Genomic DNA, 13302 nt, shown 5'->3' with positions numbered 1-13302 from the left:
CGCCGACGGGGCGTGGGTGCCGCACGGCCCGGCGCTGCTGGCGATGGAGCACGGGCGGCCCGTCCTCCTGGGCTCCCGCCGTGACGTCGAGGCGTCGTTCCCCGCCCTGCCCCGGGAGGTGGGGCAGCCGGTCTGTTCGGTGGCCGCCCTGCCGATCCGCGAACGCGACGAGCCGATGGGGGTGCTGCTGCTCTGGGGCCATGAGCCGCACGAGTGGCCCCGTCAGCAGACCGACCTGCTGGCGGGCCTGGCCGCCCAGGGTGGGCAGGCGATCGCCCGGGCGCTGGCCTACGAGGCGCAGGCCAGCGCCGCGCGCACGCTGCAGGAGTCCCTGCTGCCCACCCGGTTGCCGGTGCGGCAGGACCTCACCCTGGCGGCGCGCTACGTCCCGGGCGAGAGCGGGCTGCAGGTCGGTGGGGACTGGTACGACTGCGTCGAGGTCGGGGACGGGCTGGTCGCCCTCGTCGTCGGGGACGTCATGGGCAAGGGGCTGCGCGCTGCGGCGCTGATGGGCCAGATGCGCACGACGCTGCGCTCGGTCACGGCGGTCGACCCGTCCCCGGCGGTGGTCCTGCAGGCCCTGGACCGGGTCACGCTCGACCTCGACCCGGACGAGATCGCGACCATGGCCTACGTGCTGCTCGACGTCGGCACCGGCGTCGCGCGGATCGCGCGGGCCGGGCACCTGCCCCCGCTGCTGGTGGCCCCCGACGGCGAGGTCACGGCGCTCGAGGGCGGCGGCTCACCCCCGCTCGGGGTGCCGGTCGAGGGCCGGGGCGAGGCCGAGGTCCGCGTGCCGGTCGGCAGCCTGCTCGTCCTCTACACCGACGGGGTGGTCGAGAGCCGCAAGCACGGCCTGGACACCCTCTCCGAGTTCGTCGCCAGCGTCGGTGTGGCCGCGCTGCGCCATGGCCACGCCCCCGAGCCGATCGCCGAGGAGCTGCTCCAGGCGCGGCTGGGCAAGGAGAGCGACGACCTGTCGTTGCTCCTGGCCCGGTATGCCGCGCCGGTGCCGTCCCCGGACCGCTCACCGGACGGCTCGTCCGCCCTGCCGCTGGCCGCGGCCGAGGAGGACTGAGCGCCACCGGTGCCCGGCCCGACGGTCACGGCGCGTAGGGCACCCGCTCCCAGCGCAGGACGTCGGCCGCGCCCGGCTGGGTGACCGTGACGCGCAGCCAGTCGGTGTTGTTGCTCGACCCGTCGACGGTGACCCGGGTCAGGTTGTCGGCGGTGCCGTGGACCCCGTACCTCGCCAGCCACGGCGAGCCGGCGGCCAGCGGGCGGTCGGTGTGGAAGACGTGGCTGTCGCCGTTGAACAGGTAGACGGGGCCGTCGAAGCGTGACGCCTCGTCGGTGAGCGCCTGCACCAGCGGCTGGAAGGCCGAGATGTCCGACCAGGCGGGCGTGTACGTGGGGTCGAACATGTCGGCCTGCTGCATCACCACGACGGACCGGTCGTGGCGCCGGCGGGCCTGGGCGAAGGCCGCGCGGATGACGGCGATGCCGTCGTCCATCCGCGCCTGCTCCTCGGCGACCTGCTCCCGGGTGGGAGTGGACAGGCCCAGACCGGTCCACGGCTGCAGGTCGTCGTTGCTGCCGACGACGTGGACCACGGCGAAGTCGACTCCGTCCCGGCGCAGCCGCACGTTCTCGGGGAAGCCGGCCGCGGCCGAGGAGGTGACGTCCATCGGGTGCCGGCCCAGCGTCGTACCGGGGTGGTCGAAGAACACCTGACGGTCCAGGGCGAGGCGGCCCAGCGGCGCGTAGCCGCCGTTGTTCGCGCGGTGGCAGTCGGTCCACTCGTTGTCCCCGGGGGTGTAGACGAGGGGGTGCTCGAAGCGGTCGAAGTCGGCCCGGATCATCCGGTAGTACGGCTCGTCGCAGCGGCTGGAGCCGTTCTTGATGTCGCCGACGTGGAAGGTCAGGGCCGGCTGGGCCGCGTTGATCTGGTCGACCCAGCGGGGGAACACGGCGACCTGGTCCGCGCCATAGGGGACGTCCCCGATCACGGCGAACGAGCGTTCCCGGTCCCGGCCCGACGCCGGGGTACCGGCGAAGGAGGGGGCGGCAGCGGCGAGGGTGCCGGCCAGGGCCAGTGCGGTCAGGGCGATCAGGCGGTGGGCGGGCATGGCGCTCCTCGTCCTCGGCGGGTGCCCCAGACCCTGCCGGGCCCGGCGCCGGCGCGGGTGAACGCCGGGCGTCGCCGGGCTGAAGCCTGTGCGTCAGGAGGTGCGGGACAGGTCCGACAGGACGCCGCGGGTGCCTCGGGGTGCCTGGCGGACGTGGTCGGGGCGCTGCCGCGGACCGGTGGCCGCGGCGAGGACCCCGGCGTTGGGCAGGGAGAAGCGTCCCTCGTCGGTGAGCAGCTCGGTGTAGGTCAGCCCCACGCCGACCACCTCGCCGGAGTACTCGCCCCCGAGTCCGCCCGAGCGCAGCACGATCCACTGGCCGACGTCGAAGGGCCGGGAGGTCAGCAGCACCAGCCCGGCGAAGAGGTTGGCCAGGGCCTGCTGGGCGGCGATGCCGATGACCACGCCGGTGATCGCCCCGGAGAGCAGCAGCTTCTCGATGGGCACCTGCAGCAGGCTCAGCGTGGCCGAGGCGACGATGACGTAGCCGGCCATCGTCAGGCCCAGGCGCAGGTTGGAGGCGGTGCCCGGCCCGGCGCGGAGGGCGGCCACGCGGGACACCTCGTTGGCGCCGCTGCGCACGGCGACGGCCGCGACGACGGCGAAGAGCGTGGCCCCGCCGAAGGCCAGCAGCTTGGCGCCGAGCTGGGGTGAGTGCGGGCTGCTGAACGTGGCGAGGACGGCGAAGCCGACGACAGCGAGGGCGGCCGCCGCGCCGGCGCGGCGCAGGTCCGGGCGGGAGGAGACGGACAGGGGGCTGGTCGGAAGGTGCACAGCTGCATACCTCCAAGCACGGCTGGGGATCGCTGGTCACGGGCCGCAAGAGGCGGCGGCGCGACGCGAGTCCGGCCCCCTGGCCCGGGTGTCGACGGTACACACCGGGCCCGTCCCCTGCAGGACGGGCCCGGTGCGGGTCGGGTGCCTCAGCTCAGCGCGCGGGTCTTGGCCTGCTGGAACTCGGCTTCGCTGATGACGCCGCGGTCGCGCAGGTCGGCCAGGCGGCTGATCTCGTCGGCGGTGCTGCCGCCGTCGTGGGCCGGTGCGCCGGCGCCGGGCGGCTGGTAGCCCCGCATGCGACCTGCGCTCTCCTGGGCGTGCTGCTGCATCTTGTGGCCGCGGGCGATGAGGTAGACGAAGACGCCGAGGTAGGGCAGGACGATGACGAAGATCGTCCACAGGGCCTTGCCCCAGCCGGAGAGGTCGTCGCTGCGGAAGATGTCACCGAAGATGACGATCAGCAGCCAGATCCAGATGAAGAACATGAAGAACCAGAACATGGACCAGAACACCTGCCCGGTCCCGAACTCGGCTGCCGCGTGGACCATCGTTCCTCCCTCTCCGGCTCCGCCTGGGCTGGTGGCCCGGGTCCGGACCCTGTGACCCCCTTACGGCGAGCGTAGGGCGGCCGTGCAGATCTGCCGGAGTGCCAAAGGTCCCCGGGCGGGCGCCAGCCGGGTATGCCGTGCCTCACCTCAGGGCGGCCAGGAGGACGGCCAGCACCCCGGAGACGAAGACCCCGTCGAAGGTGCCGCCCCCGCCGATCGAGACCCGCGCGGCGGGCATCCGGCGCACCGCCGCGAGGTTGGTCAGGTCGGCCCCGACGAGCGTGCCCAGGGTGCCGCCGACGTAGGCGAGCACGGGCGCGTCGGCGCGGTCGGCGACCGCCAGGGCGGCGGCGGCCGCGGTGAGCGCGGGCAGGAGCATCGGCACCACGATGCCCACCCGGCGCACGGGCGTGGCGTAGCGGTGCACCACCAGCGCGACCAGCGCGACGACGAACAGCCCGCCCCACCACAGCCCGGTCCGGACCAACAGGTACACCGAGACCGCGCTGGGGATGATCGCCCCACCGACGTTCACCGCGACCGTGATCCGTCGCGGCCGGTCCAGCCACAGCGTCCACACCATCCCGCCCCGGACGACCTCGACCCGCCCGGGACCGGCGTCGTCGGGCTCGGCCACGAGGGAGAGCACGGGCACGTTGACGGCGCTGCCGAGCAGGCTGCCGGCGAGCACCGCGATGGCCCACGCCGGGCTCAGGCCCACGACCGAGAACGCCACGTTGCTGGCGTGCACCACGACCACGGCCACCGCCAGGCCCAGGACCAGGGCCAGCACCGCGGTCCCGGGGACACGCGGGCCGCGACGTGCCGACCGGGGCCCGCCGCCGGCCCTTGCGGACCGGGCGCTCACGGCCGTGCGACGGGCTCCGCCTGCGGGACGGCGGCCGGTCGCGGCGTGGCGGTCCGGTCCCCGCGCTGCAGGATGAGGTTGGCCACCAGGGCGGTCCACCCGGTCTGGTGCCCCGCACCCAGCCCCGCCCCGGTGTCCCCGTGGAAGTACTCGTGGAAGGGGATGAGGTCGTGCCAGGCGGGGTCGGTCTGGAACAGCTCGCAGTCGCCGAACACCGGCCGGCGCCCCTGCGCGTCGTCGCAGAAGACGGAGACCAGGCGGCGGCTGAGGTCGTCGGCCACCTCGCCCAGCCGGCGCTGCCGCCCCGACCCGGTGGGGTGCTCGACGGTGAGCCGCGCGCCGTACTCGTGCTCGAAGGTGCGCAGTGCCTGGACGGCCAGGTAGTTCAGCGGGAACCACACCGGTCCGCGCCAGTTGGAGTTGCCGCCGAACATCACCGTGTGCGACTCGCCGGGCTCGTAGTCCACGGAGAGGTCGTTGCCGCCTAGCTGCACGTGGAGCGGATGGTCGCGGTGCCAGGCCGACATGGAGCGCAGGCCGTGCGGTGAGAGGAACTCCGCCTCGTCGAGCACCGTGCCCAGCACCCGCACGAGGCGGTCGGGCCGGATCAGGGACAGCACGTGCCGGCGCTCGTCGGTCTCGACCACCTCGACCATCTCGGGTGCGTGCTCGCGCGCCCACGTGAGGACGAGGTGGCGCAGCTGGGCCAGACGCCGCTCACCGACCACCGCCACGGCGAAGAGCGGCACCACCCCGACCATCGAGCGGACCTTGAGCTCGAGCACCCGGCCGTCGTCGGTGCGCAGCCGGTCGTAGTAGAAGCCGTCCTCCTCGTCCCACAGCCCCAGCTGGTTGGCCGTGATCGTGATGGTGATCGCGTGGCGGGCGAACTTGATCGCCATGTCCTCGTAGGTCGGGTCGTGCTCGGCGAGGACCAGCGCCATCCGGAACATGTCCAGGGCGTACATGACCATCCACGCGGTGCTGTCGGCCTGCTCCAGGTGCACGCCCGACGGCAGGGGCGCCGAGCGGTCGAACAGCCCGATGTTGTCCAGGCCGAGGAAGCCGCCCTCGAAGAGGTTGTTGCCGTCGGGGTCCTTGCGGTTGAGCCACCACGTGAAGTTGGCGATGAGCTTGTGGAAGATGCGCTCGAGGAAGTCGGTGTCGGTCCCGCCGTCGATGCGGAACACCTCCAGCGCGGCCCAGGCGTGGACCGGGGGGTTGACGTCGCCGAAGGCCCACTCGTACGCCGGCAGCTGGCCGTTGGGGTGCATGTAGCGCTCGTTGGCCATCAGCAGCAGCTGGTCCTTGGCGAAGCGCGGGTCGACGTGGGCCAGCACCGCGGTGTGGAAGGCCAGGTCCCACGCGGCGTACCACGGGTACTCCCACGTGTCGGGCATCGAGATCACGTCGGCGTTGATGACGTGCTTCCACCCGCTGTTGCGTCCCCGCTGGCGCTCCGGGGGTGGCGGCGGCCCGGCCGGGTCCCCGTCGAGCCACTCGCGCACGTCGTAGGCGTAGTACTGCTTGCTCCACAGCAGGCCGGCCAGCGCCTGGCGCAGCACCCGGGCCTCGTCCGCGGACGTCCCGGCCGGCGTCAGCGCCCGGTAGTACTCGTCCGCCTCCTCCTCGCGGGCCTGCATCGTCCAGGCGAACCCTCCGGCGAGGTCCGGCTCGCCGGAGGGGCGCGACAGCCGCAGCCGTATCTCGCGCGAGCCGCCGGCGGGCACGGTCACCGTGTAGTGCAGCGCGGCCCTGGTGCCGGTGCCGTCGGGGTTGACCGTCGCGGCGCCGTGCACGATGCGGTCGTTGATCCCGTCCTTGGGGAAGGGCGTGGTGTTGGCGACGCCGTACAGGCGCTGGAGGTTCGTCTCGTTCTCGCAGAACAGCGGTTCCGGGGTGCCGTCGCCGGCGAGGACGAGGGGCCCGCTGCCGTGGTGGACGGCCACCAGCCGGTGGTCCTCGGCGCGGATCTCGGGGCGGTAGGGGTCACGCCCCCACGCCCAGGTGTTGCGGAACCACAGGGTCGGCAGGACGTGCAGCGTGGCCTCCTCCGGGCCGTGGTTGCGCACGGTCACCCTCATGCACAGGTCGGTCGGCCCGGCCTTGGCGTAGTCCACCGTCACCGCCCAGAAGCGACCCTCGTCGAAGATGCCGGTGTCCACCAGCTCGTACTCCGGGTCGTCCTTGCCGCGGGCCCGGTTCTGCTGCACCAGGTCGGTGTAGGGGAACTCGCGCTGGGGGTAGTGGTAGCGCCAGCGCATCCAGGAGTGCGTGGGGGTGGAGTCGAGGTACCACCAGTACTCCTTGGCGTCCTCGCCGTGGTTGCCCTCGGGGCCGGCCAGGCCGAACACCCGCTCCTTGAGGATGGGGTCGACCCCGTTCCACAGCGCCAGCGCCAGGCACCACGTCTGGTCGCGGTCGCAGACCCCGGCCAGGCCCTCCTCGTTCCAGCGGTAGGCCTTGGAGCGCGCGGCGTCGTGGGGCAGGAAGTCCCACGCCTCACCCGTGGCGCTGTAGTCCTCCCGGACGGTGCCCCAGGCGCGCTCGCTGAGGTAGGGCCCCCAGGCGGCCCAGTCCTGCTCGCCCCCGTCGTGGGCCGCCGCGAGCCGGGCGTGCTCGGCCGTCACCGGGTGCTGCTGCTGGGCCATGGTGCCTCTCCTTCGTCGTGGGTCATGCGCCAGGCACGGAGGGCCTCGGCGACCGACCAGGCCTGGAACGGGCAGCCGGTGCCGCCGTGCGGGGCGTCCCCGTCGCCGGTCTCCGAGACCGAGCCGAGCCCCCACTCGCCGAGGTGGCGCACCAGCCCGCCGAGCGGCTCGCCCACCGGGGTGCCCGAGCGCCGGGCCGCCTCGACGTACGGCCCGAGCAGCCACGGCCAGACGGTGCCCTGGTGGTAGGCGCTGTCGCGTTCGGCGGGCCCACCGCGGTGGCGCCCCCGGTAGTCGGGTGCGCCCCGGGCCAGGCTGCGCAGGCCGAGCGATGTCACCAAGGGTGCCGCGGCATGCACCACCGCGGGGTCGCGCAGCGGGGCGTCGGGCAGGGAGACGGCGAGCAGCATGTTGGGGCGCAACGAGGCGTCGTCCCCGGCAGGGCCGTCGACCACGTCGAACAGGGCGCCACCCTCGCGGGGGAACCGCTGCGCGAACGACGAGCAGGCCTGGCGCGACAGGGCGGCGACGTCGTCGAGCGGGCGATGGGCCTGGCGGCGCAGGCGTCCCGCAACGGCCAGGGCGCGCACCCACAGGGCGTTGAGCTCCACCGCCTTGCCCGCCCGTTGGGTCACCGGGCGCCCGTCCACCCGGGCGTCCATCCACGTCAGCGCGTAGCCCTCCGCGCCCTGGCGCAGCAGCCCGTCGCCGGCGTCGACCCCGATGCCATAGCGGGTCCCGTGCCGGTGAGCCGCCACCACGGCGTCGACCACCGGCAGCAGCTCCGCCGCCAGCTCCGCGTCACCGGTGACCTCGTGGTGGCGCCCCAGGGCATGGACGAACCACAGCGTCGCGTCGGCGGTGTTGAACTCCAGCGTCCCGGTGTCCGCCGTGTTGGCGAGCATGCCCTCCGAGACCGTGCCGGCGTAGTGGCGCAACAGGTCCGCACCCTGCGCGGCCCGGCCGGTCGACAGGAAGAGCCCCTCGTAGGAGGTCATCGTGTCCCGTGACCACGCGCCGAACCACGGGTAGCCGGCGACGACCTCGGGGTGCCCGGAGGCGTCGACGACGAACGCGTCGGCCGCCAGCACGAGCCGGGCGGCGACGCCGTCCGTGACCGAGGCGCTCGCGACCAGCCGGCGGGACCGTTCACGCGCCTCCAGGACCACTCGCTCGGGGCTCGGGGGAGGCGTGGGCGTCCCGGTGCCGGTCGCCCAGGCGTCCACCTGCAGCGACTCACCCGGCGCCAGGTCGGCGGCGAAGCGGCCGGCGCACCACAGGTCCTCGTCGGGGCCGAGCCCGCGCGCTGCCTCGGCCCTGGCGTGCACGCCGCGGAACCAGCGCCCGTCCGGCTCGAAGCCCGGTCCGCGCACCCGGTAGGCCCCGGGGAGCTCGAAGCCGTCTGCGACCTCCACGAGGTCCAGCACACCGTCGCCGAAGCGCTCCCCGTGGCTGTCCCGCCAGGTGCACAGTGGCTCCAGCGCCAGCCGGACGGGTGGCCCCGCCAGCAGCCGGTGCACCACCGCGACCGAGGCCGCGCCGTGCCGCATCGCCACTTCGCGCTCCAGCACGGTCTCACCGACCCGCCAGCGCCACCGGGGCACGCCGTCGTCGAGGTCGAAGGACTCCAGCAGGACGTGGCCGGCAGGGGAGACGGCGCCGCCGCGCCACTCGTGCACCGCGAGCCGGACCGGCCCGCCGGGCAGCAGGAGCACCGGGTCGAGCGAGGCCAGGGCCAGCATCCGCGCCGGGAGTGCCGTGGCCACCGTGAGCAGCCCGTGGTAGCGGCGGGTGCGCAGGCCGCTGGCCGTGCCCATGGCGTAGCCGCCGAGCCCGTCGGCAAGCAGCCACTCGCGTTCGGCGCCCTGCCCGAGGTCGGCACAGAGCTGGGGGCCGAAGGCGATCGGGGCGGGCACCGGGCCGGTCATGCCCCGAGCATCACCGGCCGGCCCCGGTCCGGCCTCACCCGGTGGGGGTGAGATGGCGGGCGGGGCTCAGCCCGGTGCGGGCCCGCTGGAGGTGACCGGTCCGACCGTGAGGTTGCACGCCTGCAGGTGGCTCGGCTGTCGCAGCGCGCTGCGCTGGCCGGGTGGGTAGACCTGCACGGTGGCCGTCTTCCAGGCCGGGTCACACCCGGTGCCCGGGATGGTGGCGTCGACCGTCCTCACCACGAAGGCGCCCGCCTGGCCCGGCTGCACGAGCACGGTGCGGTACGGCTGGCCGGTGCGCGTCGCCGGGTGCTGGATGACGGCGCCGTCCGCGGACAGCAGGGCGAACCCGGGGTAGCCGCGCAGCGAGCAGGGGTGGGTTCCGCCGTTGCGGAGCAGGAAGGTGGCGTAGAAGCTGCCGGCAGTGCCCTCGACAGGGCCGGCCACCAGTCGCAGCTGCACTGTGATGCAGGCCGTCACGCCCGTCGGTGTCGCCGTGCCCGGCGCGATGGTCGGGGAGCCTGCCGGCGTGGTCGTGGTGGTGGAGGAGGCTGCCGGCGTGGTCGGGGAGGAGGACGGTGACGCCGGGGCGGTCGTGCTGCCCGGCGCGGCGCTGGACGGTGCCGGCGCGCCCTGCGGCGTCGAGGCCGCGCCGCAGCCCGCCAGGGCGAGCAGGACGGCGGTTCCACTGAGGGTCAACGGTGGTCTGCGCATGGCGGCCGGCTCCTTTCGCCCCCGGGCCGGTGGAGTCCGGGTGGCACGTGCGTCGCAGCTGTTCTTCGCCGGGAGGCGCAGGCTGCTCACCCTTGTGACGTCCGGCGGCCGCCGTCGGTTGGCCGGTTGGTGCCGGACGAGGGGCGGCAGGCGTGCCCGGGGACCTTGGCCTCTCATCGTGTGCCCGGGCTCCTCGTACCGTGGACCGGTGGCAGGGCAGCGGCGGGTTCACGCGTCCCGCAGGCCGCGGGTAGAGGTCTGGCGCGACGCGCACGTCGTGGTCACCGGTGGGTCCAGCGGCATCGGACGCGCCTTCGTGCGTCAGGTCGGCGCGCGAGGAGCCCGGGTCTCGGTGCTGGCACTGCCCGATGCCGACCTCGAGTCCACCCGTGCCGAGCTGGAGGCCGGCCACACGGCATACCAGGTGGTGCCGGTCGACGTGACCGACGACGCCGCGGTCGCCGCCGCGGTCGCGCACGCGACGCGCCTGCTCGGGCCGTGCGAGGTGTTGCTGACGAGCGCCGGCATCGCCCACCCCGGGTACTTCGAGCGGCTCGACGGCGAGGTCTTCCGGCGCACCATGGAGGTGGACTACTTCGGCACGCTCCACGCGATCCGTGCCGTGGTGCCGGCCATGCTCGAGCGCCGCCGCGGCAGCGTGGTGGGCATCTCCTCGACCGCAGGGCTCATCGGGGTCTTCGGCTACACCGCGTACTCCCCGCCGAAGTTCGCCGTCCGCGGCCTGCTGGAGGTGCTGCGGGTGGAGCTGCGCCCGGCCGGCATCCACGTCGGGTGCGTCTGCCCGCCGGACACGGACACCCCGCAGCTGGCCTACGAGAACCGCTTCAAGCCGGCCGAGACCTTCGCGATCTCCGGTGCGATCAAGCCGCACGCCCCGGACGAGGTCGCCGCGAGCATCGTCGAGGGCATGGAGCGCGGCCGGTTCCTCATCACCCCCGACTGGCAGACGCAGGTCGTGGCGCACACCGCGGGCCTGCTGCGTGGGCCGTGGTTCGGGTACTTCGACTGGCGCGTGCGGGCGGCGCGCCGGGTCATGCCGCAGGGGCGCCCGACTCAGGGCACCCGCCCGGCGAGGTAGAGCGCCAGCACGGCCCCCAGGGTCAGGCACCAGACGATGATGACGAGCTCGACCCACATCTGACCCGAGCGCGGCAGCAGCCGGAACAGGTGGTTCTGCAGGTTGAAGGTCAGGTCCATCAGGCCGAGGAACACCAGCGCGCCGCCCGCGAGCAGCCCGAAGACCACGCCGTAGCCGGCCCCCTGGAACAACCCGACGGCTGCTGCCAGCGCGCAGGCGGCCATCCACCCGTCCGCCGCCGGGAAGGCCCGCTCGAAGCGCAGGTACCACTCCTCCTCGACCACCTGGACGGTGCCGCGCAGGAAGAAGTCCACCCAGTAGGCCACGGTGACCACGGCGGTCAGGACGAGCAGCACCCCGAGCACCGTGTCCATGTCACGGCACCCGCTCTGCCCGGCAGGACAGGAGCCCGGCCGCCGCCGCGACGACCCGGCCGACGTTCGGGAGCGTCGCGGTCTCCAGGTGCCGCGCGTAGGGGATCGTCTCCTCGGTGGTGACGCGGGCGAACGCCGCGGGCACGCCTGCCTCGGCCAGCACTGCCGCGATCTCCCCGGACAGGCCGCCGCGGGTGTAGTCCTCGTCGACGACGAGGACACGGCCGGTATGCCGCGCCACCTGCACCACGGCCTCCCGGTCCAGGGGCGACACGCTGCGCAGGTCGAGAACCGACGTCGAGATGCCCTGGGACGCAAGGCGATCGGCGGCCTCGAGGCAGCGGTGGACGCCGACGGCCAGGGACACCATGGCCAGGTCGGTGCCCTGCCTGCGGAGCGCCGCCACGCCCAGCGGCAGCGGCTCGGGCTCCTCGGCGACCTCGCCCTCTGCGCCCTCGGGCGGCACGTCGAAGGCCACGGCGGCGCGCCGGCTGCCGCCGAGGTAGTCCAGCCACTGTGCCGAGAGCAGCTTGTGCTCGAGGAACACGACCGGTCCGGGGTGGTCGAGGGCACCTAGCAGCAGCCCCGCAGCGTCCGCCGGGGTCGACGGCACGACGACCGCCAGCCCGGGGATGCCGGCCAGCAGACCCCACAGGGCCTGTTCGTGCTGGCCGGCGTCGCCGTAGCCACCACCACAGGCGGCCCGCACCACCATCGGCGCCTGCCAGCGTCCACCGGTGAACGCCTCTAGCTTGGCGGCGTGGTTGAGCAGCTGGTCCAGGGCGACCCCGATGAAGTCGACGAACATCACCTCGACCACCGGGCGCAGTCCGGCCATGGCGGAGCCCAGCGCCGCCCCGAGCAGCGCCGACTCGCTGATGGGCGCGTCCAGCACCCGCTCGCCGCCGAAGCGGACGTAGGTCTCCCGACGCAGCAGCCGCACGTCCTCACCGAGGACCACGACCCGTGGGTCCCGTGCCATGGCGAGGGCGAGGGCGCGCTCGATCGCGGCCGCGAACGTGGTCCTAGGCATGGGCACCTGCCATGGCCAGGGCGTCGTCCAGCGCACGGTCGACCTCGGCCCTGGCGCGTCGGGCCAGCTCGTCGGCGACGTCCCGCGCCAGGCGGGAGGCCGCCCTGGGCAGGGGGTCCTGACCCCACCCGGGACGCTCCATGCCGGCTCTGGCAGCCCGTGTGCTGATCGCGAGCAACGCCCGGAGCCGCTGCGCTGCGGGTGCCCCGGGCTGGGCGCGGAGCTGTCCGACCAGCGGCCGCACTTCGGGGACGAGGGCCTGGAGGGTGGAGGTGAGGCGGACCAGGGGATCGCCGAGGAAGTGGCCCTCGAGCCGGGGGCAGCTGACCAGCAGGACCGAGGGGCCGTGCCCGGCCCGGGCCAGCGCCACCGCGCGCCCTGCTGCCCGGTCGACCCGTGTGACGTCCCGGCCGTCGACGCGGGCCACGGGCATCCCGAACGCCGCCAGCCGGCGCTGCAGGCCACCGCCGGTCAGGGCGGCGGACCGGGTGGTCACCGCCCAGCGGTTGTCCTTGCACACGAAGACGACCGGCAGTCGCCACGCGACGGCCAGGTTCAGTGACTCCATGACCATGCCCTCGTTGACCGCGCCGTCGCCGAAGAACGCCACGGCGACGTGCCCGGCCCCCGCGGACCGGGCGGCCAACCCGAAGCCGCAGGCCAGCGGGGCCGGGGCGCCGACGATGCCCGAGGCCGCTGCGAGGTGGGGGCGGGACATCAGGTGCATGTGCCCTGCCACCCCGCCGCACAGGCCACCGGGCGCGCCGAGCACCTCCAGCAACAGGGCGGTCACGTCCACGCCGCGCGCCACCAGGGCCGGGGTGGAGCGGTAGTCCAGGGCGAGGGCGTCACCGTCGCCCAGGTGTGCCACGACGCCGGCGACGGCGGCCTCCTCGCCGATGCCCAGGTGCATCTCCCCGGAGACTCGTCCGTCATGCCAGAGCCGGCCGATGGCCTCCTCGGTGCAGCGGATCCGGCACATCTGCAGGAACAGCGCCTCCCGCCGCAGCCGGTCGGGCCGCCTGAGCCTGCTGGTGTGTGGTTCCGCCGTCATCTGCACCCCCTCCCGACGCATCGTCACGGCCGGTGGAGCAGCCACCCAGAGCACTAGGTCCCCAGGAGGCGGGTGCGGGGGCCGGGAGGAGACGCAGAAGGCCCCGGTCGCAGCGCGACCGGGGCCT

At 74.3% G+C, this 13302-nt stretch carries 12 protein-coding genes; 2 read left to right on the top strand and 10 right to left on the bottom strand.

Going from position 1 to position 13302, the window contains the following annotated elements:
- A partial coding sequence (locus VF825_RS14970; protein ID WP_331114708.1) for a GAF domain-containing SpoIIE family protein phosphatase occupies window positions 1-1078 on the top strand: 1078 nt, incomplete at its 5' end.
- A 25-nt stretch (window positions 1079-1103) separates the two neighbouring features.
- Here the strand turns inward: VF825_RS14970 and VF825_RS14965 are convergent.
- The 7 genes from VF825_RS14965 to VF825_RS14935 all read right to left on the bottom strand — a co-directional run bounded on the left by VF825_RS14965 (window position 1104) and on the right by VF825_RS14935 (window position 9615).
- Complete coding sequence (locus VF825_RS14965) at window positions 1104-2129, bottom strand: hypothetical protein (RefSeq protein ID WP_331114706.1); 1026 nt, start codon at window positions 2127-2129, stop codon at window positions 1104-1106.
- Window positions 2130-2222: 93 nt separating this feature from the next.
- Window positions 2223-2903 carry a mechanosensitive ion channel family protein gene (locus VF825_RS14960; protein ID WP_331114704.1) on the bottom strand — a complete coding sequence of 227 codons (681 nt, stop codon included), beginning with the start codon at window positions 2901-2903 and terminating at the stop codon, window positions 2223-2225.
- Between the two features lie 149 nt (window positions 2904-3052).
- Window positions 3053-3454, bottom strand: coding sequence for an SHOCT domain-containing protein (locus VF825_RS14955; protein ID WP_331114701.1), 402 nt, complete (start codon window positions 3452-3454; stop codon window positions 3053-3055).
- 142 nt (window positions 3455-3596) lie between these two features.
- The gene (locus tag VF825_RS14950; protein WP_331114699.1) at window positions 3597-4247 is read right to left on the bottom strand and encodes a DUF1614 domain-containing protein; all 651 of its coding nucleotides are present in this window, start codon (window positions 4245-4247) and stop codon (window positions 3597-3599) included.
- A 71-nt stretch (window positions 4248-4318) separates the two neighbouring features.
- Window positions 4319-6973 carry an MGH1-like glycoside hydrolase domain-containing protein gene (locus VF825_RS14945; RefSeq protein ID WP_331114697.1) on the bottom strand — a complete coding sequence of 885 codons (2655 nt, stop codon included), beginning with the start codon at window positions 6971-6973 and terminating at the stop codon, window positions 4319-4321.
- Entirely contained in the window at window positions 6949-8901 is a 1953-nt protein-coding gene (locus VF825_RS14940; protein ID WP_331114695.1) for an amylo-alpha-1,6-glucosidase, read from the bottom strand. Before VF825_RS14940 ends, VF825_RS14945 begins: the two co-directional genes overlap by 25 nt.
- 66 nt (window positions 8902-8967) lie before the next feature.
- Window positions 8968-9615 (bottom strand): DUF4232 domain-containing protein, encoded by a 648-nt coding sequence (locus VF825_RS14935; protein WP_331114693.1) that lies wholly within the window; start codon window positions 9613-9615, stop codon window positions 8968-8970.
- Between the two features lie 208 nt (window positions 9616-9823).
- Here VF825_RS14935 and VF825_RS14930 point away from each other — a divergent pair, with 208 nt between their 5' ends.
- Window positions 9824-10714: an SDR family oxidoreductase gene (locus VF825_RS14930; protein WP_331114691.1), complete on the top strand. Its 891-nt coding sequence runs from the start codon at window positions 9824-9826 to the stop codon at window positions 10712-10714.
- On the opposite strand, the gene VF825_RS14925 is transcribed toward VF825_RS14930, so the two are convergent.
- The 3 genes from VF825_RS14925 to VF825_RS14915 are packed head-to-tail and all read right to left on the bottom strand — an operon-like array spanning window position 10690 to window position 13175.
- Complete coding sequence (locus VF825_RS14925) at window positions 10690-11088, bottom strand: hypothetical protein (RefSeq protein ID WP_331114689.1); 399 nt, start codon at window positions 11086-11088, stop codon at window positions 10690-10692. The two genes, VF825_RS14930 and VF825_RS14925, sit on opposite strands and share 25 nt — an antisense overlap.
- A 1-nt stretch (window position 11089) precedes the next feature.
- Window positions 11090-12121: an alpha-ketoacid dehydrogenase subunit beta gene (locus VF825_RS14920; RefSeq protein WP_331114687.1), complete on the bottom strand. Its 1032-nt coding sequence runs from the start codon at window positions 12119-12121 to the stop codon at window positions 11090-11092.
- Window positions 12114-13175, bottom strand: a complete 1062-nt coding sequence (locus tag VF825_RS14915; protein ID WP_331114685.1) for a thiamine pyrophosphate-dependent dehydrogenase E1 component subunit alpha — start codon at window positions 13173-13175, stop codon at window positions 12114-12116. Before VF825_RS14915 ends, VF825_RS14920 begins: the two co-directional genes overlap by 8 nt.
- Window positions 13176-13302: the final 127 nt, after the last annotated feature.

Origin of the sequence: Oryzihumus sp. (assembly GCF_036391795.1) — a bacterium.
GTDB lineage: Bacteria > Actinomycetota > Actinomycetes > Actinomycetales > Dermatophilaceae > Oryzihumus.
Note: the sequence above shows the minus strand (reverse complement) of the source record. Positions and strands in the feature narration are given on the sequence as shown.

What these genes read in the sequence shown, in the direction of transcription:
- VF825_RS14965 (WP_331114706.1), bottom strand. Translation starts at nt 2,129, where the DNA reads ATGCCCGCCCACCGCCTGATCGCCCTGACCGCACTGGCCCTGGCCGGC.
- VF825_RS14955 (WP_331114701.1), bottom strand. Translation starts at nt 3,454, where the DNA reads ATGGTCCACGCGGCAGCCGAGTTCGGGACCGGGCAGGTGTTCTGGTCC.
- VF825_RS14945 (WP_331114697.1), bottom strand. Translation starts at nt 6,973, where the DNA reads ATGGCCCAGCAGCAGCACCCGGTGACGGCCGAGCACGCCCGGCTCGCG.
- VF825_RS14940 (WP_331114695.1), bottom strand. Translation starts at nt 8,901, where the DNA reads ATGACCGGCCCGGTGCCCGCCCCGATCGCCTTCGGCCCCCAGCTCTGT.
- VF825_RS14935 (WP_331114693.1), bottom strand. Translation starts at nt 9,615, where the DNA reads ATGCGCAGACCACCGTTGACCCTCAGTGGAACCGCCGTCCTGCTCGCC.
- VF825_RS14925 (WP_331114689.1), bottom strand. Translation starts at nt 11,088, where the DNA reads ATGGACACGGTGCTCGGGGTGCTGCTCGTCCTGACCGCCGTGGTCACC.
- VF825_RS14920 (WP_331114687.1), bottom strand. Translation starts at nt 12,121, where the DNA reads ATGCCTAGGACCACGTTCGCGGCCGCGATCGAGCGCGCCCTCGCCCTC.
- VF825_RS14915 (WP_331114685.1), bottom strand. Translation starts at nt 13,175, where the DNA reads ATGACGGCGGAACCACACACCAGCAGGCTCAGGCGGCCCGACCGGCTG.